Source organism: Haloferax sp. ATCC BAA-644, assembly GCF_000336975.1.
Lineage (GTDB): Archaea > Halobacteriota > Halobacteria > Halobacteriales > Haloferacaceae > Haloferax > Haloferax volcanii.
The window spans coordinates 184,392-206,754 of sequence record NZ_AOLF01000013.1 but is presented as its reverse complement, the minus strand read 5'-3'; the positions used below and the strand labels follow the sequence as shown (position 1 = coordinate 206,754).

22 protein-coding genes and 1 pseudogene are annotated in these 22,363 nt (G+C 68.8%); 18 read left to right on the top strand and 5 right to left on the bottom strand.

All coding sequences use genetic code 11. The features are described from left to right. Window positions 1–70 precede the first annotated feature (70 nt). The 11 genes and pseudogenes from dapA to psmA all read left to right on the top strand — a co-directional run bounded on the left by dapA (window position 71) and on the right by psmA (window position 9,112). Entirely contained in the window at window positions 71–988 is a 918-nt protein-coding gene (dapA, locus tag C458_RS04770; RefSeq protein ID WP_008573674.1) for a 4-hydroxy-tetrahydrodipicolinate synthase, read from the top strand. Continuing rightward, window positions 985–1,746, top strand: a complete 762-nt coding sequence (dapB, locus tag C458_RS04765) for a 4-hydroxy-tetrahydrodipicolinate reductase (RefSeq protein ID WP_008573672.1) — start codon at window positions 985–987, stop codon at window positions 1,744–1,746. Before dapA ends, dapB begins: the two co-directional genes overlap by 4 nt. Further along, window positions 1,743–2,585 (top strand): 2,3,4,5-tetrahydropyridine-2,6-dicarboxylate N-succinyltransferase, encoded by an 843-nt coding sequence (locus C458_RS04760; protein WP_008573670.1) that lies wholly within the window; start codon window positions 1,743–1,745, stop codon window positions 2,583–2,585. The genes dapB and C458_RS04760 overlap by 4 nt, the downstream gene beginning before the upstream one ends. After that, window positions 2,582–3,829 carry a diaminopimelate decarboxylase gene (gene lysA, locus C458_RS04755; protein WP_008573668.1) on the top strand — a complete coding sequence of 416 codons (1,248 nt, stop codon included), beginning with the start codon at window positions 2,582–2,584 and terminating at the stop codon, window positions 3,827–3,829. The genes C458_RS04760 and lysA overlap by 4 nt, the downstream gene beginning before the upstream one ends. Before the next feature lie 20 nt (window positions 3,830–3,849). Continuing rightward, window positions 3,850–4,716, top strand: a complete 867-nt coding sequence (gene dapF, locus C458_RS04750; protein ID WP_008573666.1) for a diaminopimelate epimerase — start codon at window positions 3,850–3,852, stop codon at window positions 4,714–4,716. Continuing rightward, window positions 4,713–5,822: a M20 family metallopeptidase gene (locus C458_RS04745; RefSeq protein WP_008573665.1), complete on the top strand. Its 1,110-nt coding sequence runs from the start codon at window positions 4,713–4,715 to the stop codon at window positions 5,820–5,822. The genes dapF and C458_RS04745 overlap by 4 nt, the downstream gene beginning before the upstream one ends. Window positions 5,823–5,872: 50 nt before the next feature. Next, window positions 5,873–6,427: pseudogene (locus tag C458_RS04740) on the top strand (BGTF surface domain-containing protein). A 122-nt stretch (window positions 6,428–6,549) separates the two neighbouring features. Beyond that, complete coding sequence (locus tag C458_RS04735; protein ID WP_008573660.1) at window positions 6,550–7,245, top strand: RNase P subunit p30 family protein; 696 nt, start codon at window positions 6,550–6,552, stop codon at window positions 7,243–7,245. Further along, complete coding sequence (locus C458_RS04730) at window positions 7,229–7,855, top strand: class I SAM-dependent methyltransferase (RefSeq protein WP_008573658.1); 627 nt, start codon at window positions 7,229–7,231, stop codon at window positions 7,853–7,855. Before C458_RS04735 ends, C458_RS04730 begins: the two co-directional genes overlap by 17 nt. Window positions 7,856–7,864: 9 nt before the next feature. Next, the gene (locus C458_RS04725) at window positions 7,865–8,344 is read left to right on the top strand and encodes an Rpp14/Pop5 family protein (RefSeq protein WP_008573656.1); all 480 of its coding nucleotides are present in this window, start codon (window positions 7,865–7,867) and stop codon (window positions 8,342–8,344) included. 6 nt (window positions 8,345–8,350) lie between these two features. After that, window positions 8,351–9,112, top strand: coding sequence for an archaeal proteasome endopeptidase complex subunit alpha (psmA, locus tag C458_RS04720; protein WP_008573654.1), 762 nt, complete (start codon window positions 8,351–8,353; stop codon window positions 9,110–9,112). A 212-nt stretch (window positions 9,113–9,324) separates the two neighbouring features. On the opposite strand, the gene C458_RS04715 is transcribed toward psmA, so the two are convergent. The 5 genes from C458_RS04715 to purH form a co-directional block, all read right to left on the bottom strand. Continuing rightward, the gene (locus C458_RS04715; RefSeq protein ID WP_008573652.1) at window positions 9,325–9,678 is read right to left on the bottom strand and encodes a transcription repressor CinR; all 354 of its coding nucleotides are present in this window, start codon (window positions 9,676–9,678) and stop codon (window positions 9,325–9,327) included. Between the two features lie 25 nt (window positions 9,679–9,703). Then, the gene (locus tag C458_RS04710; RefSeq protein WP_008573649.1) at window positions 9,704–10,456 is read right to left on the bottom strand and encodes an NRDE family protein; all 753 of its coding nucleotides are present in this window, start codon (window positions 10,454–10,456) and stop codon (window positions 9,704–9,706) included. Between the two features lie 65 nt (window positions 10,457–10,521). After that, window positions 10,522–13,044 carry a dihydropteroate synthase gene (gene folP / locus C458_RS04705; RefSeq protein ID WP_008573648.1) on the bottom strand — a complete coding sequence of 841 codons (2,523 nt, stop codon included), beginning with the start codon at window positions 13,042–13,044 and terminating at the stop codon, window positions 10,522–10,524. A 132-nt stretch (window positions 13,045–13,176) separates the two neighbouring features. Next, entirely contained in the window at window positions 13,177–13,602 is a 426-nt protein-coding gene (locus tag C458_RS04700; RefSeq protein ID WP_008573645.1) for a universal stress protein, read from the bottom strand. A gap of 178 nt (window positions 13,603–13,780) precedes the next feature. Further along, window positions 13,781–15,358, bottom strand: coding sequence for a bifunctional phosphoribosylaminoimidazolecarboxamide formyltransferase/IMP cyclohydrolase (gene purH / locus C458_RS04695; protein WP_008573643.1), 1,578 nt, complete (start codon window positions 15,356–15,358; stop codon window positions 13,781–13,783). Between the two features lie 189 nt (window positions 15,359–15,547). On the opposite strand from purH, the gene purB reads away from it, so the two are divergent. The 7 genes from purB (at window position 15,548) to C458_RS04660 (ending at window position 22,333) form a co-directional block, all read left to right on the top strand. Further along, window positions 15,548–16,939, top strand: coding sequence for an adenylosuccinate lyase (gene purB, locus C458_RS04690; RefSeq protein ID WP_008573642.1), 1,392 nt, complete (start codon window positions 15,548–15,550; stop codon window positions 16,937–16,939). A gap of 327 nt (window positions 16,940–17,266) precedes the next feature. Then, window positions 17,267–18,340 carry a glucose 1-dehydrogenase gene (locus C458_RS04685; RefSeq protein ID WP_008573640.1) on the top strand — a complete coding sequence of 358 codons (1,074 nt, stop codon included), beginning with the start codon at window positions 17,267–17,269 and terminating at the stop codon, window positions 18,338–18,340. Continuing rightward, complete coding sequence (gfcR, locus tag C458_RS04680) at window positions 18,337–18,969, top strand: transcriptional regulator GfcR (RefSeq protein ID WP_004043856.1); 633 nt, start codon at window positions 18,337–18,339, stop codon at window positions 18,967–18,969. Before C458_RS04685 ends, gfcR begins: the two co-directional genes overlap by 4 nt. A gap of 94 nt (window positions 18,970–19,063) precedes the next feature. Next, on the top strand, window positions 19,064–19,408 hold the full coding sequence (locus C458_RS04675) for a glutaredoxin (protein ID WP_008573635.1): 345 nt from the start codon (window positions 19,064–19,066) through the stop codon (window positions 19,406–19,408). A gap of 167 nt (window positions 19,409–19,575) precedes the next feature. After that, complete coding sequence (locus C458_RS04670) at window positions 19,576–20,142, top strand: hypothetical protein (RefSeq protein WP_004043858.1); 567 nt, start codon at window positions 19,576–19,578, stop codon at window positions 20,140–20,142. A gap of 137 nt (window positions 20,143–20,279) precedes the next feature. Then, window positions 20,280–21,257, top strand: coding sequence for a phosphoadenosine phosphosulfate reductase family protein (locus C458_RS04665; RefSeq protein WP_008573632.1), 978 nt, complete (start codon window positions 20,280–20,282; stop codon window positions 21,255–21,257). Between the two features lie 122 nt (window positions 21,258–21,379). After that, window positions 21,380–22,333: a phosphoadenosine phosphosulfate reductase family protein gene (locus tag C458_RS04660; RefSeq protein WP_008573630.1), complete on the top strand. Its 954-nt coding sequence runs from the start codon at window positions 21,380–21,382 to the stop codon at window positions 22,331–22,333. The last annotated feature ends 30 nt before the right edge of the window (window positions 22,334–22,363 follow it).

Genomic DNA, 22,363 nt, shown 5'->3' with positions numbered 1-22,363 from the left:
GCTGACGCACGTTCCGGTCACACGACCGTATCAACGCTCCCGCGACCGTCACCACATCCACCAACGACACATGACATCATTCGACTTCCGCGGCGTCTATCCCGCGATGACCACGCCGTTCCACGAGGACGGCAGTATCGACTTCGAACAGTTCCAGGCCGACGTGCGACGCCTCGAAGAAGCCGGCGTCGACGGCGTCGTGCCCGTCGGCTCGACCGGCGAGTCCGCGACGCTCACTCACGACGAACACGTCGAGGTCGTCGAAGCCGCCGTCGAGGCCGTCGAGGAGGTGCCCGTCATCGCCGGCTCCGGGTCGAACTCGACCCGCGAGGCGCTCGAACTCTCCCGGCGCTCCGCCGACGCCGGGGCCGACGCGCTGCTTCTCATCTCGCCGTACTACAACAAGCCCGAGCAGGCCGGGCTCGTCGACCACTACCGGACCATCGCCGACGAAATCGACCTGCCGCAAATCGTCTACAACGTCCCGGGCCGCACCGGGAGCAACATCCTGCCCGAGACGGCCGCGACGCTCGCAGAGCACCCGAACATCACCGGCTACAAGGCTGCAAGCGGCGACCTCGGCCAGATTTCGGAGGTCGTCGAGCGGACCCGCGACGAGCAGTTCGCGGTGCTGTCGGGCGACGACGCGCTCACGCTCCCGACGCTCTCTGTCGGCGGCGTCGGCGCCATCTCGGTCACGGCGAACGTCGAACCGGCGCGCGTCGGCGCGATGGTCCACTCGGCGCTCCAAGGCGACTACGAGCGCGCCCGCGACATCCACCACGACCTCGCGCCGCTGAACCGCCACCTGTTCTCCGAGACGAACCCCATCCCGGTCAAGGAGGCCATGGAGATTCGGGGCTACGGCCCGGCGCGCCTGCGCCCGCCGCTCACCCGACTCACCGAGGAGAACGCGGAGGAACTGCGCCGCCTGCTGTCGGACCTCGAAGCCGAACAGGCGATTCCGGACGGGGGTGCGGGCGAGTGACGGTCTCCGTCGGCGTCACCGGCGCGACCGGGCGCATGGGCGGGGAAGTCCTCGCCGCGGCCGCCGACCGCGACGACCTCTCTGTCGCCTTCGCGGTCAGTCGCTCGCCCGGCGACGAGGTCGAAGGAGTCGCCGTCGAGGACGCGGCCGACTTTGCCGACCTGCTCGCCTCGCACCAGCCAGACGCCGTGGTCGACTTCACCGGCCCGGCGTCCTGCATCGAGTACGCGTCGGCCTGCGCGGCGGCGGGCGTCGCCTTCGTCACGGGCACGACCGGCCTGAGCGAGGGCGGCTTCGACGCGCTCCGCGAGGCCGCATCGGAGGCACCGGTGCTGTACGCCTCGAACTTCTCGCGCGGCATCGCGGCGCTCCGCCGGGCCGTCCGCGAGGCGGTTCCGGCGCTCGACGGCTACGACATCGAACTCACGGAGACGCACCACAACGCCAAGCGCGACGCCCCGAGCGGGACGGCGCTGACCCTCCTCGACGACATCGACGATGTACGCGGCGAGTCCGAGCGCGTCCACGGCCGCGAGGGCGAAGCGCCCCGGTCCGAAGGCGAGGTGGGCGTCCACGCTCGTCGGGCGGGGGATATTGCCGGTGAGCACGAGGTATTACTGGCTGGAAATCACGAGTCTCTTTCACTCACGCACCGCGCGGGGTCGCGGGGAGTGTTCGCCGCTGGCGCACTCGACGCCGCGGCGTGGCTCTCCGGTCGCGACGCCGGGTGGTACGACTTCACCGAGGTACTCGAATGAATCTGGAATCCGACGTACGAGACCTGTGGCAGCGATACGACGACGGCGACATCGACGCCGCGTCTGCGACCGTCGACGAACTCGACACGCTCGACGCGTTCCTCGACGCCCTCGAAGCGGGCGAGGTGCGCGCCGCCGAGAAGACCGGCTCCGACGTGACCTCGTGGGAGGCCAACGAGTGGGTCAAGCGGGGCATCCTGCTCAACTTCGGCCTGCGCGAGACGCTCGCCCGCGAGTACGGCGACGTTCGCTACCACGACGTGCTCCCCCTCCGCGACACCGAGGACCTCGGGGAGCGCGGCACGCGCAACACCCCGGACGGCACCGCCATCCGCCGCGGCGCGTACCTCGGCTCCGACTGCATCATGATGAGCCCCTCGTTCGTGAACGTCGGCGCGCACGTCGACGACGGCACGCTCGTGGACTCCTGCGACACCGTCGGCTCCTGCGCGCAGATCGGCGCGAACGTCAAGCTCGGCGCGAACACGCTCATCGGCGGCGTGCTCGAACCCGTCGAGGACGCCCCGGTCGTCGTCGAAGACGGCGCGGCGCTCGGCGCGGGCTGTCGCGTCACCTCCGGCTTCGTCGTCGGCGAGAACTCCATCGTCGGCGAGAACACGCTTCTGACGCCCCGCATCCCCGTCTACGACCTCGTCGACGAGGAGATTTACTACGGCCACCTGCCCGCGAACCGCCGCGCCTTCACGCGCTTCGTGGAGTCGTCGCTCGGTGACCACGACCTCTTTGCCGGCGGCGCGTACAAGCCCGCGGTCGTCGCCCTCGACATCGAGGACGACACCCTCGACGCGACCCGTCGGGAGGAGGCGCTGCGCGAATGAGCGGCGGCGGGCCGGCCGTCCGGCGGCTTTCCGACTGGGACCGCGAGCACCTGCTGTCGCTCGCCGACGAGTTCGGCTCGCCGCTGTACGTGACCGACCTCCGTCGCGTCCGCGAGAACTGTCACCGGCTCCGCGAGGCGTTCCCCGAGGCGCACGTCAGCTACGCCGTCAAGGCCCACGCCGGCCGGGCGGTCCTCGAAACCGTCCGCGAGGCCGGCGTCGACGCCGAGTGCGCCTCCGCGGGCGAAGTCGAGCGCGCCCTCGACGCGGGCTTTCCCGGCGAGCGCGTCCGCTACACGGCGGTCAACCCGCCGGACGCCGACCTCGACCACGTCGTCTCGCGCTGGGAGTCGAACCCCGAGATGACCGTCACGGTCGGCGCGGCGGACACCATCGACCGCCTGCGCGAGCGCGGCTTCGACGGCCGCCTCTGCCTCCGGGCGAACCCCGGCGTCGGCGCGGGGCACCACGAGAAGGTCACGACCGGCGGCCACGCGAAGTTCGGCATCCCCATCGACCGCGTCCCCGACCTCGCCGCCGACGTGCGCGAGGAGTTCGACCTCGTCGGCGTCCACGCCCACGCGGGAAGCGGTATCTCCGGCGACGACCTCTCGGCGCACCGCGAGTTGGTCCGCCGGATGGGCGACCTCGCCCGCGAGGTCGGCGGCCTCGAATTCGTGGACGTGGGCGGCGGCTTCGGCGTCCCGTACCGCGAGGACGAACCGCCGCTCGACCTCGCCGCCGTCGCCGACGCGACCCGCGAGGCGCTCGGCGAGGTGGGCGCGCGACTCGCAATCGAACCCGGTCGCTACGTCGTCGCCGACGCGGGCGTGCTGCTCTCGGAAGTCAACACCGTGAAAGAGGCCCCCGAGGCGACCGTCGTCGGCATCGACGCCGGTATGACGACCTTGCTCCGACCGGCGATGTACGACGCGTACCACGCGATTTCGAATCTCTCTCGGCCCGACGCCGACCCGGTTTCGACCATCGTCGCGGGCCCCGTCTGCGAGACGAGCGACGTGTTCGCGGACGGCCGCGACCTCCCCGAACCCGAGCGCGGCGACTGTCTCGCGCTCGGCAACGCGGGGGCGTACGGCTACGAGATGGCGAGCACCTACAACTCTCGACCGCGCCCCCCGGAAGTCGTCCTCGACGCCGACGGCCCCCGACTGGCCCGCCGGCGCGAGACCCTCGACGACGTCACCGCACTCGAACGAACCGCATCCGAGCACATCCCCAACTGACCAAGCACCCACACAGAACCATGAGCGTACTCAACACCGTTCCCTTCGAAAAGTTCCACGGCACTGGAAACGACTTCTTCGTCGTCGACGCAGACGACCCCGTCCCGGACCGCCCCGCCTTCGCCCGCACCCACTGCGACCGCGAGGCCGGAATCACCCTGAGCGAAAGCGAGCGACGCGGCGCAGACGGCGTCCTGTTTCTCGCGCTCGAATCGCGTTACGACCCGCCGCGGGTCGTCATGACGCTCGTCCAGCCCGACGGCTCCGTCGCCGCCATGTGCGGCAACGGCGCTCGCGTCGCGGCCGCGTGGGCCGCCGAGCGAACCGGCACCGACGAGGTCATGATAGACACGCCCGCCGGCACCCGCCGCGCGAGCCTCGACGGCACCGACGTGACCGTCGAGATGGGCGCGCCCTCGTTCGCGCCCCGCGACGTACCGCTTTCGGCCGACGACGAACTCGTCGAGGCCGAAGTCGAGGGCTTGACCGTCACGGCCGTTAACACGGGCGTCCCCCACGCCGTCGCCTTCGTCGACGACGTGGACGAGGTGGACCTCGAATCCGTCGCGCCGGCGGTCCGCCACGCGCCGGTGTTCCCCGAGGGCGCGAACGTCACGCTCGCCTCGCCCGACGGCGAGGGCGGCTTCCGCCAGCGCACCTTCGAGCGCGGCGTCGAAGGCGAGACGCAGTCCTGCGGCACCGGCGCGGTCGCGGTCGTCGCGGCCGCGAAGCGCCTCGGGCGCGTCTCCGGCGACGACCCCGTGACCGTCACCCCGCCGGGCGGCGCGCTCTCCGTGACCGTCCCCGACGAGGGCGCGGCGCTCCTCGGCGGCCCGGCCGTCTACGAGGGCGACGGCGAAGCCGATATCGTCTTCCGCGAGCGATGAGCGGCGACGCCGGCGGGTTCGACCCCGTGGCGTTCCTCGAACGGGCCGTCCCCGTCGCGTCGAACGACGACGTGGGCGAGATGCGCGACCTGCTGGTCGAGACGCTCGAAGCCGAGGGCGTTTCCCCCACCGTGGACGACGCCGGCAACACCGTCGCCTCGAAGGGAGCGGCGGAGCCGGCGACGCACCTCGTCCTCAACACGCACATCGACACCGTCTCGCCGCACGTCCCGTACGAACGCGACGAGGGCGTCATCCGCGGCCGCGGCTCCTGTGACGCGAAGGGGCCGCTCGCGGCCCTGCTGTCGGCGTTTTTCGCCGTCGATCCCGGCCCCGACAGCCGAGTCACGCTGGCCGTCACGCCCGACGAAGAACTCCTCTCGACGGGCGCGGCCGCCCTCGACCTCGACGGCGATATGTACATCGTCGGTGAGCCGACCGGCCTCGACGTGTGTACGGCCGCGAAAGGCCGGTTCGAGGGGACGGTGTCGCTGTCGGGCGTCGCCGCGCACGCCGCGGAACCCCAATCGGGCGTCAACGCCGTGGACGCGCTCGCGCCGGTGCTCGACGCCCTCCGGTCGTTCGACGACGACCGCGAGGTCCACCCCGAACTCGGCCCGGCGACGCTGACGCCGACGATGGTCGACGGCGGCGCGAACTCGAATCAGGTGCCAGCCGACTGCCGCCTCGTGGTCGACCGCCGGAGCGTCCCGCCGGAGACGGCAGACAGCTTCCGCGAGGAGCTCCGGTCGACGCTCCGGGCCGCGGTGTCGGACGGCGTGTCCGACGACGTGAGCATCGACTTCGCGCTCACGGAGCGCCCGACGCCGTTCCTCGAAGCGTTCGCGACCGACCCCGACCACGAACTCGTGACGACGCTCGCCGCGGCCTCCCGAGACGCCGGCGGCCGGGCGGACGTTCGGCCCTTTACGGCCGCGACCGAGGCCTCCTACTTCTCTCCCGCGCCCGTCGTCGTCTTCGGACCCGGCCACCTCGCCGACGACGAGGGTGCGGTCGCGCACGCCGACAGGGAGTACGTCCGGACCGACGACGTGCGGACCGCGGCCGCCGCACTCCGCGCCGCGGTCGCCGCGCTCGCCGCCTAAGTGTCGATTAATCACAACGTACTTGTTATCCGAACGATACGTTTCGGACGATGCGCCCTCCATATCTCATCGTCACCCTCGTCGTCGTGGTCGCGCTGTCGCTGTCGGGCGTCGTCGCCGCCGACAGCGGCACCGCTATCGACCACGCGGGCGACGAGCTTACGCTCGACGCGGTCGACGGCGAGCACGTCCACGGGACGACCCCGTTCGCGCCCGGGACGCTCATCGGCGTCCGCGTGAAATCCGTCGGTGATACCCATCCGTTTCTCGTCTCGAAGGCCGTCCGCGTCGGAGAAAACGGCAGCTTCGACGTAACGTTCGATCTCTCGGAGATGGCCCAACTCCGCGGCGGGCCGGTGCAGGTCTCGGTTCGCCGGGACCAACAGCCGATCTACGAGGAGAACGCCACGCTCGTGACGTACGATATGCCCGAAGATTCGACGCTCACGCCCGATATCAGCGACGCCGCGACGGCCGAAACGACGTCCGCGTCGACCGCGACGACGGCCGATTAGTCGTCCGGAATCGACGTCCTCGGCTTCGGTGCCGGAGTTGGCGTCGCCGCGCTCCTCGTCGCGTCGTTCGTCGCCGCCCGCGGCCTCTAAGCGCACGGTCCCGGGTTCGCCAGTTCACCCGTTCGCTCGCCCGCGCCGACCGCCCCGCCGCGCCGACTGCCCCGTCGCTCCGGAACGCAACGCCCTTTTCCCACCCGCACCTGAGTCGGCGTATGTACGAGGCGGTCTACGCACACCCCGACGGCGAGAGCACGGTCAGTCGCGTCGCCGTCGCCGCCGGGCGGTACGACTACGACGGGGTCGTCGTCCGCGCGCTCGACGCCCGCCCCGACTACGACCGCCTCCGCGAGGCGCTCGACGTGGACCTCGTCGACGCCGTCGAAATCGACGCGTCCAACCCGGAACAAGCCAGCGGCGCGGTCGGCAACTACCGCCCGCAGCGCGAACTGCTCATCCTCCGCGGCGGCACGAACGCCCTCAACAGATTCGCCGTCGAACAGCCGCGCGTGGACGTGCTCTCGCGGCCGATGACGGGCGAGGGCAACTTCAACCACGTCCTCGCCAAGGCCGCCCGCGACAACGGCGTCCGCGTCGAGTTCGACCTCGGACCGGTGCTCCGAAGCGACGGGGGAACCCGCGTACAGGCCATCTCGGCGCTCCGAAAGCTCCGCGAACTCGTCGAGTACTACGACGCCCCCTACGTCGTCTCCGCGACCCCGTCGTCGCATCTCCAACTGCGGAGTCCCCGCGAGTTGGCGGGACTGGGCGAGGTCATCGGCTTCGACCGCGAGCAGGTGCTCGACGGCCTCCGCGAGTGGGGCCGCCTCGCGGCGCGCAACCGCGAGCGCACGTCCGAGTCGTTCATAGCCCCCGGCGTCAAACGGGGACGGTATGAAGAAGACGATTGAGGAACACGCCGCCCGCTTTTCCCACATCGCCGCGGAGTACGACGACTCCCAAGACAGCGACGAGTACCGCGCGTGCGTCTCGCTCGTCGTCCACTACGCCGACCCCTCTCCCGAGGACGTGGTACTTGACCTCGGCACCGGCACGGGGGCTATCGCCCTCGCCCTCGCGCCCGACGCGAAGCGCGTCGTCGGCCGCGATATCAGCGAGGGGATGCTCGAACAGGCCCGAACCAAGGCCGCCGACGTCGGCATCGAGAACGTCGAGTTCGACGAGGGCCGGTTCCGAGACCCGAACGTGGGCGACGACGAGCAGGTCGATATCGTGGTGACGAACTTCGCCATGCACCACCTCTCCGACGAGGAGAAACGCGAGGCCATCGGCGTCATCGCCGACCTCGAACCCCGGCGGTTCGTCCTCGGCGACGTGATGTTCTTCGGGACGCCCGACCCCGACGAGCCGTTCTACTCGCCGGAGGTGGACGACCCCGCGACCGTCGGCTTCCTCGCCGACGCGCTCACGGACGCCGGGTTCGTCCTCACGGCCGTCGAATCGGTCCACGAGCAGGTGGGCGTCCTCGTCGCCGAGCGAGCGCCGAGCGCCGACGAGTGAGCTGAGCCGATGAAACACCTGCCCAAACACCTCCGGCCGCGGCGGCGGTATCTCGCCGTCGAAATCGAGACGTGGCCCGACGCCGACCTCGCCCGCGGACCGTTCCAGCGCGAACTCTGGTACGCCGCCCAGAACCTCTACGGCGACGCCGGGAGCGCCGACGCCGACCTGACCGTCCTCGGGTTCGAGTACGCCGACGGCGTCGCCGAGACTATCGTCCGCGCCCGCCGCGGCCACGTCGAGGAGGCACGGGCCGCACTCGCCTGCATCGACGCCGTCGGCGGCGACCCGGTCGGGGTGAGAGTGCGAGGCGTCTCGGGGACAGTGCGTGCCTGTTCGGAAAGGTATTTACACGGCCGGGCCGGAATTTCCGAGGAGAGAACCGTCGTGTTCGAGAACGACTCCCGAACCGCCGTCGTCCGCGACTCCCTCTTCGACGTTCGCGGTTCGGACGGGTTCACGGGCGCGACGCAACTCGATTTCGAGTGATATTCCATGCAGGGACAAGCGCAACAACAGGCGTACGACCGCGGGATTACGATCTTCTCGCCGGATGGTCGACTCTATCAGGTCGAATACGCTCGTGAGGCCGTCAAGCGCGGCACCGCGAGCATCGGCGTGCGAACGCCCGAGGGCGTCGTCCTCGCGGCGGACAAGCGCTCTCGCTCGCCGCTGATGGAACCGACGAGCGTCGAGAAGATTCACAAGGCGGACGACCACATCGGCATCGCGAGCGCCGGCCACGTCGCCGACGCCCGCCAGCTCATCGACTTCGCCCGCCGCCAGTCGCAGGTCAACCGCCTCCGCTACGGCGAACCCATCGGCATCGAGACGCTGACCAAGGAAGTCACCGACCACATCCAGCAGTACACGCAGGTCGGCGGCGCGCGCCCCTTCGGCGTCGCGCTCCTCATCGGCGGCGTCGAAAACGGCACCCCCCGTCTCTACGAGACGGACCCCTCGGGGACTCCCTACGAGTGGAAGGCCGTCTCCATCGGGGCCGACCGCGGCGACCACCAGGAGCACCTCGAAGAGAACTTCCGCGACGACCTGACCCTCGACGAGGGTATCGAACTCGCGCTGGAGGCCATCGCCTCGACCAGCGACGAGGGCACCGCGCCCGACGGCGTCGACGTGGCGACCGTCTCCGCCGAGTCCGAGCGCTTCGTCGAGCTATCCAACGACGAAATCGAGGACTACCTCGAAGCCAACGACCTGTTGGCGACCGAGGACGACGACGAACAGTCCGACGAGTAAGCCGCGTCCCGCGGTTCTCGTTTCTCGTTCCCGGTTCCCGCGCGGTCTTCTTCGACTCCCGCCCGGTGAGCGACCGCGCCGGCGTCTCGGACGCGACGGGGAGCGGTGGCGTCGCTCACGGCCGGAACACGAGGCGGGAACGGAAAACGAAACCCGAAACAGAACCGGAAACGCGGTCGTCTAGCGGGCCACGGAGAGCGACCCCGGGCGGCTCAGTACTCCTCGTAGGCGAGGTTCATGAGCCACTGCGAGAAGGCGTTGCTGTTGGCGTTAATCTCCTCTTCGCCGATGAGCGGCGAGAGCATGTCGCCGGCCATCAGCATCGAGAAGTCGAGGTCGCGCGCGGCGGGTTCGAGGTAGTAGGTGGTGTGGCCGTTGTAGACGGTCTCGGTCCGCTTGATGAGACCGAGCGACTCCAGCACCTCGGCGATGCGGCTCCCCTTCCGGGAGGAGATGTCGAGTTCTTTCCAGAAGTCGCTCTGGTGGATGCCGCCCGACTCGCGGATGAGGTCCAGTCCCGCGCGCTCGTCGGAAGAAAGGTCTTGCTCGGCTTCGCTCGCGCTCATACCATCTACACGTCGTGCGAGCGGTTTAATCCTGACGTTCGACCGGTTCGAAGGCGGTCTGACACGGCGGGCCGTCGGCGAATTCGTACGCGAACTCCGCCCCGCCGAGCGTGATGACCGACGACGAGCGCGTGCCGAACCGACCCTCCGGGTCGTGGACGCAGACGCCGAAGTCGTGGTCGCCCAGCGCCGCCTTCGCTCGCTCGCGCCACGCTTCCACCGACTCGCTCGGCTCGGGTTGGAGCGCCTCCTCCAGTCGCCGGGCGTTGTCGGCCTGCCGCTTCCCCACCTCGGGCCGTCGCTCGGGGACGAACCACGACTCGGGCGTACCGACGTTGACGACGACGCGGACGCCGGGTTCGACGTTCCGAACCGACAGACTGCCGTCCCACTCGAAGAACAGCGCGGCGTTCTCGTCGGCGACGACGAGGTTGAAGCCGTCGTAGGTGTCGTCCTCGACCGCGTGCTCGACGAACCGGGCCGCGTCCTCGGCGGTCTCGCGGCGGAGCGCGTCGCGGACGAGGTGGCCCCGGGAGCGCTCGCCGCCGCCGTCGACGTCGACCCAGCGGTTGGTGATGCCGACGAAGACGCCCGCGTCGTTGTAGCCGACCCACGTCCCGCCGGCCTCGGCGTCCCGCGGGGCGACGATTGCGAGGCCGTCGCCGTTTTCCCACCGCCGGGGCGGTTCGGCGGGCCTGCCGAGGAGTTCGTCGCGGTTGGCGGCGACGACGACCGGCGCGTCCTCGAACACCTGCCACGCGAGGATGAGTGTGCACACGAGGTGGGGGTAGGCACTCGGCGCAGAAAAACGTCGGTTTCACTCTGATGCCCGGCGCGTCGGTCTCAGTCTTCGCGCTCGGCGTCGGCTCCGAACCGACTCGGGTCCCGGGAGGCGAGCGCGACGTTCACGGCCGCGACGTTCTCCGGCACGTCGTGGACGCGGACGATGTCGGCTCCGCGGTCGGCGGCGATGGCCGTGCCCGCGACGGTCGCCGCGAGGTTGTCGCCGGGCTTCTCGCCGACGAGCGAGAACATCGACTTGTGGGAGTGGCCGACGAGAATCGGACAGCCGAGCGCGGCGAACTCGTCGGTGCGCCCGAGAAGTTCGAAGTTCTCGGCCTTCGACTTCCCGAAGCCCAGACCGGGGTCGACGATGAGGTTCCGCCGCGGGATGCCCGCCTTCTCGGCGAGCAACACCAGTTCGGTCAGTTCGTCGATGACGTCCTCGACCACGTCGTCGTAGTCGATCTCGCGGGTCGGGTCGACCGGGGCGTCGATGCTGTGCATCACGATGACCGGCGCGTCCCGCTCGGCCGCGAGGAAGCGCATCTCGGGGTCTTCGAGGCCGGTCACGTCGTTGAGGATGTCCGCGCCGGCGTCGAGGGCGGCCGCGCCGACCGCGGCCTTGCGGGTGTCCACGGACACGAGCACGTCGAGGTCGGCAATGGCCTCGATGACGGGCGCGACGCGGCGGATTTCCTCGTCGACGGGGACCTCGTCCGCGCCGGGGCGGGTGCTCTCGCCGCCCACGTCGATGATGTCCACGCCGGCGTCGACCATCGCCCGCGCCTGCTCGACGGCGTCGTCGATGTCGTAGAACTCCCCGCCGTCGTGGAAACTGTTCGGCGTCACGTTCAGGATGCCCATGACGGCCGTGCCGTCGTCCCACGGGTAGTCGTCGGCATCGTGGCCGGCGTCGCTCGCGTCGCCCGCGCCGCGCTCGTCGTCTTCGCCGGCGTCAGCCGCCTCGATGGCGAGCGCCTCACGGATTTCCCCAGCGACACCGGCGAGCGCGTACGGTCGGTCTTCGAGGGCCGCCGTCAGGCGCTCGAACTGGTCGAGCGTTCCGGTCAGGACCACGTCGACGAGTTCGCCGCCGAACTCGTGGCCCGAGACGGCGCAGTCGCCGCCGACCGACAGCAGTTCCTCGCGGAGCACCCGCGCCTGCCGGCGCTGGACGCGCGTGTGGACCGTTCTGTTGACCCCCCGCTTCGCGCGTTCGCTCCGTTCGGCGGCGGCAGCGACGTTCGCGCGTTCGAGGGTCTGTCGGGCGTCGTCGAGTGTGCGGTGAGTCTTCGGGACGACCGCCCGCGTCCACGTCGTGCGGGCCTCGGCGACGACGTACAGCGAGCCGACGACGAGCACGCAGTCGTCCGGGTCGGCGCGGGCGAGCGCCCGGTCGAGCGCCGCGGCGACCGCGCCGCCGGTCTCGACTGCGGGTCCGTCGAGTCGCTCGAAGACGGACGACAGTATCTCGGGGGCCTCGCCCCGCGAGATGTCCGCCTTACAGGTGACGACCGATGCCACCTCCGGGAGCGCCCCGACCATCTCGCCGTGGTCCTTGTCGTGCATCGCGCCGTAGACGAGGTGGAGGTCCTCGTAGTCGAACTCGTCGAGGACGGTGGCGACCTGCGCGCAGGCGTCGGGGTTGTGCGCGCCGTCGAGGACGACCGTCGGCTCCGTGCCCATGACCTCGAACCGACCCGGCCAGTGGGCGTTTCGGAGACCGCGGTGAATCGCCTCCGCGTCGATATCCGGGCGGACCTGCCGGGCGAGCGAGACGGCGATGCCGGCGTTTCGCGCCTGATACGCGCCCAAAAGCGGGATGCGAACGTCGAGCGCCTCGGCGTCGGTCTCGACGGTGACGGCCGCCTCCTGGTGGTTGACGCGGCCGCCGTAGGAGACGCGAACGTCGGCGTCCGAGTCGGCGTCGGCGTCCCCGACGGTCAACACGTCACCGACCTCGTCGCGGATGACCGACAGCGCCTCGCCGGTCGTCCCGGTCACGAGCGGCGCGTCGGCGGGCGCGACGGCGGCTTTCGTCTTCGCGATTTCCGCGACCGTGTCGCCGAGGACCGCGGTGTGTTCGAGCGAGACGTTGGTGACGGCGCTGGCGACCGGGTCGACCGCGCTCGTCGCGTCGAGTTCGCCGCCCATCCCGACTTCGAGCACCGCCACGTCCACGTCCGCGCGGTCGAAGTACCACAGCGCGAGCGCGGTCACGGTCTCGAAGAAGGTCAGCGGCTCGCCGTCGGCGGCCCGCTCGACGAGGTACGGCTTGGCTTCGGCCACGAACGCCGACAGCGCGGACTTCGGAATCTTCCGGCCGTCGACGCGGACGCGCTCCCGCACGTCGTCGAAGTGCGGCGAGGTGTAGAGGCCGACGTGCGCGCCCGACTCGCGCAGCATCGCGTCGACCATCCGGGCGGTGCTTCCCTTTCCGTTCGACCCCGCGACCTGCACGAACGACACGCCCTCGTGGGGGTCGCCGAGGTGAGAGAGCAACCGCCGAATCGACTCGGTCCCCGGCTTGACCTGAAACCGCCGGAGGTCGAAAAGGAAGTTCACCGCCTCGTGGTACTCCATACGCGTGAGAAACCGGACGGTGGGCTTAGGCCTAACGCTCCACGTCACTCCTGCGACACGACGCCGACCTCCGGCGTGCTTCGACCGCGGAGGGTCGCGACGACGCGCCGCGGGCGCGCCGACGCGCCGCGCTCAGTCGATGTGGACGACGAGCACCGGGCGCTTCGCGTTCTCGATGACGCGCTCGGTGACGCTCCCGAGCGACGTGAGTTTGTCGCGGCCGGTCCGCCCGTGGGTCCCCATCACGACCACGTCGACGTCGTGTTCGTCGGCGTAGTCGAGGATGACCCGGTGCGGCACGCCGTCTCGAACCGCCGTCGTCGTCGACGCCTTCCCCTCGCACTTCTCGGCGCACCGCTCGACCGCCTGTACCGCGTCGTCGCGGAGCGACTGGATGACGGCGTCCTGCTGGTCGCCGCCCGCGGCGAGGTACACCCGCTGATCGACGACCGACAGCACGTGAATCGTCGACTCCGCCCCGGCGAGTTCGAGCGCGTGCTCGATTGCCTGCATCGTCCCCTCGCTCCCGTCGGTCGGCACCAGGATGTGTTCGTACATACCTCTGTGTTCGCCTCGCCGACACTTGAAGGGACACCGTCGGTGTTAGGACGTGGGAACGGGTCGTGAGTCGTATCAGAGAGACGCGCGGCCGCGAGTTTCAGGCACTAGTCGTGGCGGAAGCACCGGAGCGCTCCCACCGGTCGTGCTTCGAGCTTTAGGCTCTCTTTCGCTTCGCTCAGTCGTGCCTAAAGCACCGCTGGCCGGTGAAGACCATCGCAATCCCGCGCTCGTCGCAGGCCTCGATGACCTCCTCGTCGTTCACCGACCCGCCGGGCTGGATGACCGCCTCGATACCCGCGCCGGCCGCCTTCTCCACGCCGTCCGGGAACGGGAAGAACGCGTCGGAGGCCATGACGGCTCCCTGCGCATCCTTGCCCTCGGCGTGTTCCTCGGCCTTCATCGCGGCGAGTTCGACCGCGTCCACGCGGGAGACCTGCCCCATGCCGACGCCGACCGTCTCGGTTCCCTTGGCGAAGAGAATCCCGTTGGACTTCACGTGCTTCAGGACCTTCCACGCGAACAGCATCGTCTCCAACTGCTCGTCCGTGGGTTCGGTCTCGGTGACGACTTCGAGGTCGTCGAGCGTCGGCGTCCAGAGGTCGCGCTCCTGGACGAGTCGCCCGCCGACGAGCGCCTTCTCGGTGTAGGTCTCGGTCCGGTCGCCGAGGTCGCCAACATCGAGGACGCGGAGGTTCTTCTTCTCGGTCAGCACAGAGAGCGCGTCGTCGGTGTAGCCGGGCGCGACGACGACTTCCTTGAACGAGTCGATGACGAGTTCCGCCGTCTCGGCGTCGCACTCGCGGTTGAGCGCGACGATGCCGCCGAAGGCGCTCATCGGGTCCGTGGCGAGGGCGTCGGCGTAGGCCTCCGCGAGCGTGTCGGCGGTGGCGCAGCCGGCGGGGTTCGTGTGCTTGATGACCGCCGCGGCGGGCTCGTCGAACTCCTTGATGAGGTTCAGCGCGCCGTCGGCGTCGTTGTAGTTGTTGTACGACAGTCCCTTCGCGCCCTCGTTGAGCTGGGGCGCGCCGACGACCGACGCCTCGTCGCACGTCTCGTCCACGTAGACGGCGGCGTCCTGATGCGGGTTCTCGCCGTACCGGAGTTCGTCGTAGCGGTCCTCGGAGGTGACGCGGCGCTCGGGGAGGCCGGCGTCAACGTCGTCCTCGACGGTGACGGAATCGTCTTCGACCGTCACGCGGTCCTCGGCGAACCAGCGGACTGCGCGCGGGTAGGCCTTGAACTCGGCGTCGTAGAGGACGCGCGATTTGAGGTCGTCGGCGTCGTCGTCGGTGTAGACCGGAACGGCCTCTTGGGTGACGATGGGACCGGCGTCGACCTCCTCGTTGACGACGTGGACCGTACAGCCGGTCGTCTTGACGCCGGCGTCGAGGACCTGTTCGTGGGCGTCCATGCCGGGGAACGCGGGGAGCAGCGACGGGTGGACGTTGAGCGTCGTCGGCGCGGCGTCGAGGAACGTCGAGGTGAGCACGCGCATGTAGCCGTCGAGACAGACGAGGTCGAAGTCGTAGTCCGCGAGGGTATCGAGGATGCGCTCTTCGTGGGACTCGCGGGACTCGTCGTCGCCGCGTTCGACGACCTCGCTGGGAATACCGCGTTCGTCCGCCCAGTCGACGACGGGCGCGTCGGCGCGGTTCGAGACGACGACGCCGAGTTCCGCCCCGCCGGGGGCGCGGTCGGAGATGTTGCGCAGGTTTCGTCCACGGTTGCTCGCGAGACCGGCGATGGTGACCATGTGAGGATGGCGACTCGCGGCCCTCAAAGTGGTTGCGGTCCTCGACGCCGGAGTATGCTCGATTATGTATATATCTAACCCACCGAGGCCGCAGACAGGGGCTGAGTGCGCACACTCATGCGTACTCGTCGCTTCCGCGGCGGCGGCGAACCCCCGGCGTTTAACCTCCCCCATCGTGACGACTCAGACATGACCGACGCCGACCGGCACGACCCGCTGTACGCGGTGTCCCCGCTCGACGGGCGATACGCCTCCCGAACCGCACCCCTCGCGCCGCACGTGAGCGAGGCCGCGCTCATGCGCGCCCGCGTGGAAGTCGAAGTGGAGTACCTCCTCGCGCTCGCCGGCCTCGACGCGACGCCGCTTTCGTTCTCCGAGGCCGAGCGCGCCGACCTCCGCGCGCTCTACGAGGCGTTCGACGCCGACGACGCCGATCTCGTGAAGCGGCTCGAAGTCGAGGGCGCGGAAGGCTTCTCGGCGACGAATCACGACGTGAAGGCCGTCGAGTACTTCATCCGCACCGAGACCGACGAGTCGGTCCACCCGTGGATTCACTTCGGACTCACCTCCGAGGACGTGAACAACCTCGCCCAGCGCCTCATGGTGAAAGGCGCGGTCGAGGAGGTGCTCGTCCCCGAACTCCGCGACACCCGCGACGAACTCGTCTCGCTCGCGCGGGAGTTCCGCGACGTGCCCATGCTCGCGCGCACCCACGGCCAGCCCGCGACGCCGACGACGTTCGGCAAGGAGATGGCCGTCTACGCCGCCCGCCTCGGCCGGACGCTCGCCCGCGTCGAGGCCGCGACCGACGACCTCGCCGGCAAGCTCGCGGGCGCGTCGGGCGTCTACGCGGCCCACGTCGCCGCCTACCCCGACGTGGACTGGCGGGCGTTCTCCCGCGAGTTCGTCGGGTCGCTCGGCCTCGACCACACCGCGCTCGCCACGCAGGTCAACCCCTGCGACGACCTCGCGGCGCTGTTCGACGCCGTCCGCGGCGTCAACAACGTCCTCGTCGACCTCGACCGCGACGCGTGGCTGTACGTCTCCGACCGCTACCTCGGACAGGAGGCCGTCGCAGGCGAAACCGGCTCGTCGACGATGCCGCACAAGGTCAACCCCATCGACTTCGAGAACTCCGAGGGCAACCTCTCGAAGGCCAACGCCGACCTGACGTTCCTTGCGGACTACGTGACGACCTCGCGCCTCCAACGCGACCTCTCGGACTCCACGGTCAAACGTAACGTCGGCGCGGCGTTCGCCCACTGTCTCATCGGCTACAAGAAGACCCAGACCGGCCTCGGCAAGGTCGTCCCGAACGAGCAGGTCATGCGCGACGAACTCGACGACACGCCGGCCATCATCGGCGAGGCCGTCCAGACGATTCTCCGCCGCGAGGGCGACACGCAGGCCTACGAGCGGGTGAAGGAGCTCACCCGCGGCCGCGAGGTGACCCTCGACGACTTCCACGACCTGTTTGCGGACCTCGACGTGGACGAAGAAACCCGCGAGGAACTGCTCGCGCTCACGCCCGCGACGTACGTCGGGCTCGCGGACGAACTCGTCGACGATATCGACAACTGAACCGAGGGTCGAGTCGTCGGGTCGGCAGGCAGCGGCCCGACGAAGCGACGCGCTCTTTTTCCGCGGTCGGTCGAACGCGCCGCTGAGTCGAGCGAGCGTCAGGAGAAAACCGAAACCGCCTCAGAGGCCGACGGGCACGGGATATCGGCCTCGGCGCGGTTCGGGCACGGGTTCGGCGGCGAGCGCCGGCACGGGTGGGCTGGACAGGCTGGTCCGCGCAGTGCGGTTCGTCATGGGCTGGGACGACGACGCAGGGCGCTCACCGTGGCTGAATTATTTACTCATCATAGAATAAGTCTTTTGGTGGGGTGGTGCGTTGGTGGAGGTATGAAAGCAATCGCCGTCGAGCGCGGGGAAGATAAGCCGGTCGTCATCGAGAAGCCGCGACCGGAACCCGACGCCGGGGAGGCGCTGGTCCGAACGCTTCGGGTCGGCGTGGACGGGACGGACCACGAGGTCATCGCCGGCGGCCACGGCGGATTCCCCGAGGGCGAAGACCACCTCGTGCTCGGCCACGAGGCGGTCGGCGTCGTCGTCGACCCGAACGACACCGAACTGGAGGAAGGCGACATCGTCGTGCCGACGGTCCGCCGCCCGCCGGCGTCGGGGACGAACGAGTACTTCGAGAAGGACCAACCCGACATGGCCCCCGACGGGATGTACGCCGAGCGCGGCATCGTCGGCGCGCACGGCTTCATGTCCGAGTACTTCACGAGTCCGTCGGACTACCTCGTCCGCATCCCGCGCTCGCAGGCCGAACTCGGCTTCCTCATCGAGCCCATCTCCATCACCGAGAAGGCGCGGGAGCACGCCTACGCGAGCCGGTCGGCGTTCGACTGGAACCCCTCGTCGGCGCTCGTCCTCGGCAACGGGAGCCTCGGACTCCTGACGCTCGCCATGTTGAGAGCCGACGACAAGGGCTACGAGGACCTCTACTGCCTCGGTCGGCGCGACCGACCGGACCCGACTATCGACATCATCGAGAAGCTCGGCGCGACCTACGTCGACTCCCGCGAGACGCCGGTCGAAGAGATTCCGGGCGCACACGAGGATATGGACTTCATCTACGAGGCGACCGGCTTCCCCAAACACGCCATCCAGTCGGTGCAGGCGCTCGCGCCGAACGGCGTGGCCGCCCTCCTCGGCGTCCCGAGCGACTGGGAGTTCGAGGTCGACGCCGGCGCGTTCCACCGCGAGATGGTGCTCCACAACAAGGCGCTCGTCGGCAGCGTCAACTCCCACGTCAAGCACTTCGAGGCCGCGACCGTGACGTTCACCAAGCTTCCCCGGTGGTTCCTCCGCGAGTTGGTCACGGGCGTCCATCCGCTTTCGGAGTTCGAAGCAGCATTCGAAGACGACGACACCACTATAAAAACCGCCATCGAATTCGGTACTGTATGAAGAACGTCGACGACCTCATCGCCAGCGCGGCTGAGCTCGCGGACCGCGGCCTCTCGAAAGGCGAGATTGCCGACGAGCTGAACGTCTCCCGCGAGACCGCCAGCTGGCTGGTCGAACGAAGCGGCGCGGCGACCGAACCCGAACCCCGTGCGGAGCCCGAAGGCCCCGACGACATCCACGTCGACTGGAACGCCATCGGGAGCGGCGGCAAGCGCCTCACCTACGTCGGGCGCGCGCTCGCCGACCTGCTCATGGAGACGAACGGCGAGGCCGACGTGACCGTCGGCATCGAGAAGGCTGGCGTCCCGCTCGCGACCTCCGTCTCGCGCGAACTCGAAACGACGCTCGGCGCGTACTCGCCCGCGAAACACCAGTGGGACGAAGGCGACCTCGAAGACCTCGGCGGCGGCTTCTCCCGGAACTTCTCGCCCGTCGAGGGCCGCGACTGCTTCATCGTCGACGACACGGTGACGAGCGGTACGACGCTCCGCGAGACCATCGACGCCATCCGCTCGGAGGGCGGCGAACCCCTCGCGTGCGTGGTCATCGTCGACAAGCAGGGCGTCGAGGAGATCGACGGCGTCCCCGTCCACTCGCTTATCAACGTCGTCCGCGTCGGCGAGCAGTAAGCGTCGGCTCGGTCGTCGCGGGCCGTCGGTGTCGTGTCGTTGTCGACCCACCCGCGACGCAACTCCTTTGTCCGCCCGGCCGTTATCTGGGTGCATGACGTTCCAACCGGAGAGTTTGGACCCCGAAGAAGTGCAGACCCGCGTCAACGAGGCCGTCGCTGACAACCGCGTCGTCCTGTTCATGAAAGGCAACCGCCTGATGCCGCAGTGCGGCTACTCCGCGAAGGCGGTCGACCTCATCTCCCAGTACGTCGACGAGTTCGAAACCGTCGACGTGCTGCCCGCGCTCCCGCACTACCGCGAGGCGCTCAAGGAGAAAAGCGACTGGGAGACCATCCCCCAGACGTTCGTCGACGGCGAGTTCGTCGGCGGCAGCGACATCCTCGAAGAACTCGACGAGCGCGGCGACCTCGAAGCGACGCTGACCGGCGCGAACTGACCCCGGGAGCGACCCCGACAGACCGCCGGACAGCGGCCCGACGCCGACTCTGTTGCTCTCGCCTAGCGAGAAGGGGAGGCCATATAAGCCTCGAACTCGTACATGCACACAGGTATCGCCATCCGGGTGCGCTCGCACCGTGGCTCTCGTCGATACCGAAGCCAACAATGTCAGGCCGCGTATATCGACTCCATTCGACGTTGGAACTGCCACTCGAAGACGTGATGGACTACTTCGAAAACGACCCAGAACTGCCGCCTGAGGTCGAGAACGTAGACATCACCCGCCGAAACAACACTCTCATCATCAAAGCCGTCTCCGCCGACGACAACCTCAGCAAGTACACGCCGACGGCCCAGTTGAAAGCGAGCGTGACGGAAAATCGCGTCTACGAAGAAGAGCCGCCCCGAGCGGGCGCGCCCAACTGGGGAGACGAAGAAGAAGAGGAGATTCCCTCCGAACTCGTCGAGTTCGCCTGCTTCAAAGGCGACCTCGAAACCGTGCTCCAGAACACGGCGCTCCAGTACCCGATGTTCCTCGTCCTCCGCGAGATTGCGATGCTCTCGGAGAAGGGGACGCTGACCGCCATCACCGAGGAAAGCGACGAACTGCAAGCGACGCGCATCGTCGAAGGCGAGGTGCGTGCCGCCTCCGTCGAAGTCGTCGAGAATCCCCAGCAGAACGGTTCCTCGGACAGCGGAATCAACTGGCGCGACAACAAGTTCATCTCCTAAACGCGTCGTATCTCCTCATCCCGTCACCGCCGAACCGCGTGAGCCAGCGGCCCAAATCGTGCTCGGCGGTATCACGCGCCACACTACGCCTCGGGCAAAAAGCATTTACACCGCCTAATTAGATGTAATTACACATCATGTCGGAAGCCGAATCCTTCCCGGACTACCTCGACGTCGACTACACCGACGGCGAAGGTGAGACGCCGGAGGACTACCCGAGTATCGAGGACAAGATCGAGAAGGCCATCGAGGTCACGAAGCAGGGTCTCGAACAGTACGAGAACCCCGCCGTGATGTGGACCGGTGGCAAGGACTCGACGCTCACGCTCTACTTCATCAAGGAGGTCGCAGAGCGCTACGACCTCGAAGTCCCGCCGGCAGTCTTCATCGACCACTACCAGCACTTCGACGAAATCATGGACTTCGTCGAGCACTGGGCCGACGAGTGGGACCTCGACGTCATCTGGGCGCGTAACGAGGACGTCGGCGCGTACGTCGACGAGAACGGCCTCGAACCCGGCGACGACATCCCGGTTTCCGAACTCTCGGAGCACAACCAGCACCACATCCGTAACATCCTCGAGTACGAGGAGGACACGTTCCCCTTCCTGCTCGACACCTACGTCGGCAACCACCTGCTGAAGACCGTCGCACTCAACGACACCCTCGAAGAGTACGACATCGACGGCGTCATCTCCGGCGTCCGCTGGGACGAACAGGAGGCCCGCGCCGACGAGACGTTCTTCAGCCCCCGTCACGACCCCGACATCTACCCCCCGCACGACCGCATTCAACCCATCCTCCAGTTCGAAGAGAGCGCCGTCTGGGACGCCTTCTGGTACTTCGCGGTCCCGGATACCGTCGAGAACTACCCCGAGGACGGCTACGTCCCGACGAGCGACACCGACCTCCCCGAGGGCGTCACCCAGGAGGACGTGCCCGTCTCGCCGAAATACTTCGCCGGCTTCCGGAGTCTCGGCAGCGAGGTCTCGACCGACAAGTCCGCCGAGGAACCGGCGTGGCTGCAGGACATGGAGAACACGACCGAGCGCGCGGGCCGCGCCCAGGACAAGGAGGACCTGATGGAGCGCCTGCGCGACCTCGGCTACATGTGACGACGGCCGACACCTGACGCGAACGCCGCGTCGCGGCCACTTTTTCCCGGCCCCGCTTCGAGAGCGACTGCGACCGCCGCACGGCGGAAACAGCGATAGTCTCCGCGGCCGAGTCTTGTTGTATGGTTCACACGTTCCCCGACGACCTCGACCTCGACTACGACGACGGCCGCGAGGAGACCGCCGCCGACTACCCGACCCTCGAAGACAAACTCGAAAAGGCAGCGACAGTGACCGCGACCGCGCTCGAACAGTACGAACGCCCGGCCGTCATGTGGACCGGTGGCAAGGACTCAACGCTCGTCCTCTACGCCGTCCGCGAGGTCGCCGCCGACATGGGCGTCCCCGTGCCGCCCGTCGTCTTCATCGACCACTTCGAACATTTCGACGAGACCGAGGCGTTCGTCCGCGAGTGGGCCGACCGCTGGGACCTCGACCTCGTCGTCGCCCGCAACGAGGACTTCGCGCGCCTCGGCGCGTCGCCCGGCGACGAGATTCCCCTCGCGGACCTCGGCGACGACACCCGCCGCGAACTCGCCCGCCTCGGCTACGAGGGCGAAAGCGTCGTCCTCGACGCCGACTCCTTCGAGGGCAACCACCTGTTGAAGACCGTCGCGCTCAACGACACGCTCGAAGCCCGCGGCTTCGACGGCGTCTTCTCCGGCGTCCGTTGGGACGAACAGGAGTCCCGCGCCGACGAGACGTTCTTCAGCCCCCGCCACGACTCCGAGAAGTACCCGCCGCACGACCGCGTTCACCCCATCCTCCAGTTCGAAGAAGCCGACGTGTGGGCGACGTTCTGGGAGTACATCGTCCCCGACTCGGTCGAGGGTTATCCCGCGGGCCACGTCCCCGAAACGTCCGACGACCTGCCCGACGGCGTCGAACCCGCCGAACTCCCCGTCTCGCCGAAGTACTTCGAGGGCTACCGCTCGCTCGGCACCGAATCCGGCTCCGCGAAGTCCGACGACCGACCCGCGTGGGCGCAGGACCTCGGCGCGAGCGCGGAACGCGAGGGGCGTGCGCAGGACAAAGAGGACCTGATGGGCCGGCTCCGCGATTTGGGCTATATGTAGTCCGGGGGGTCTATCGAAACGAGTCCGCGG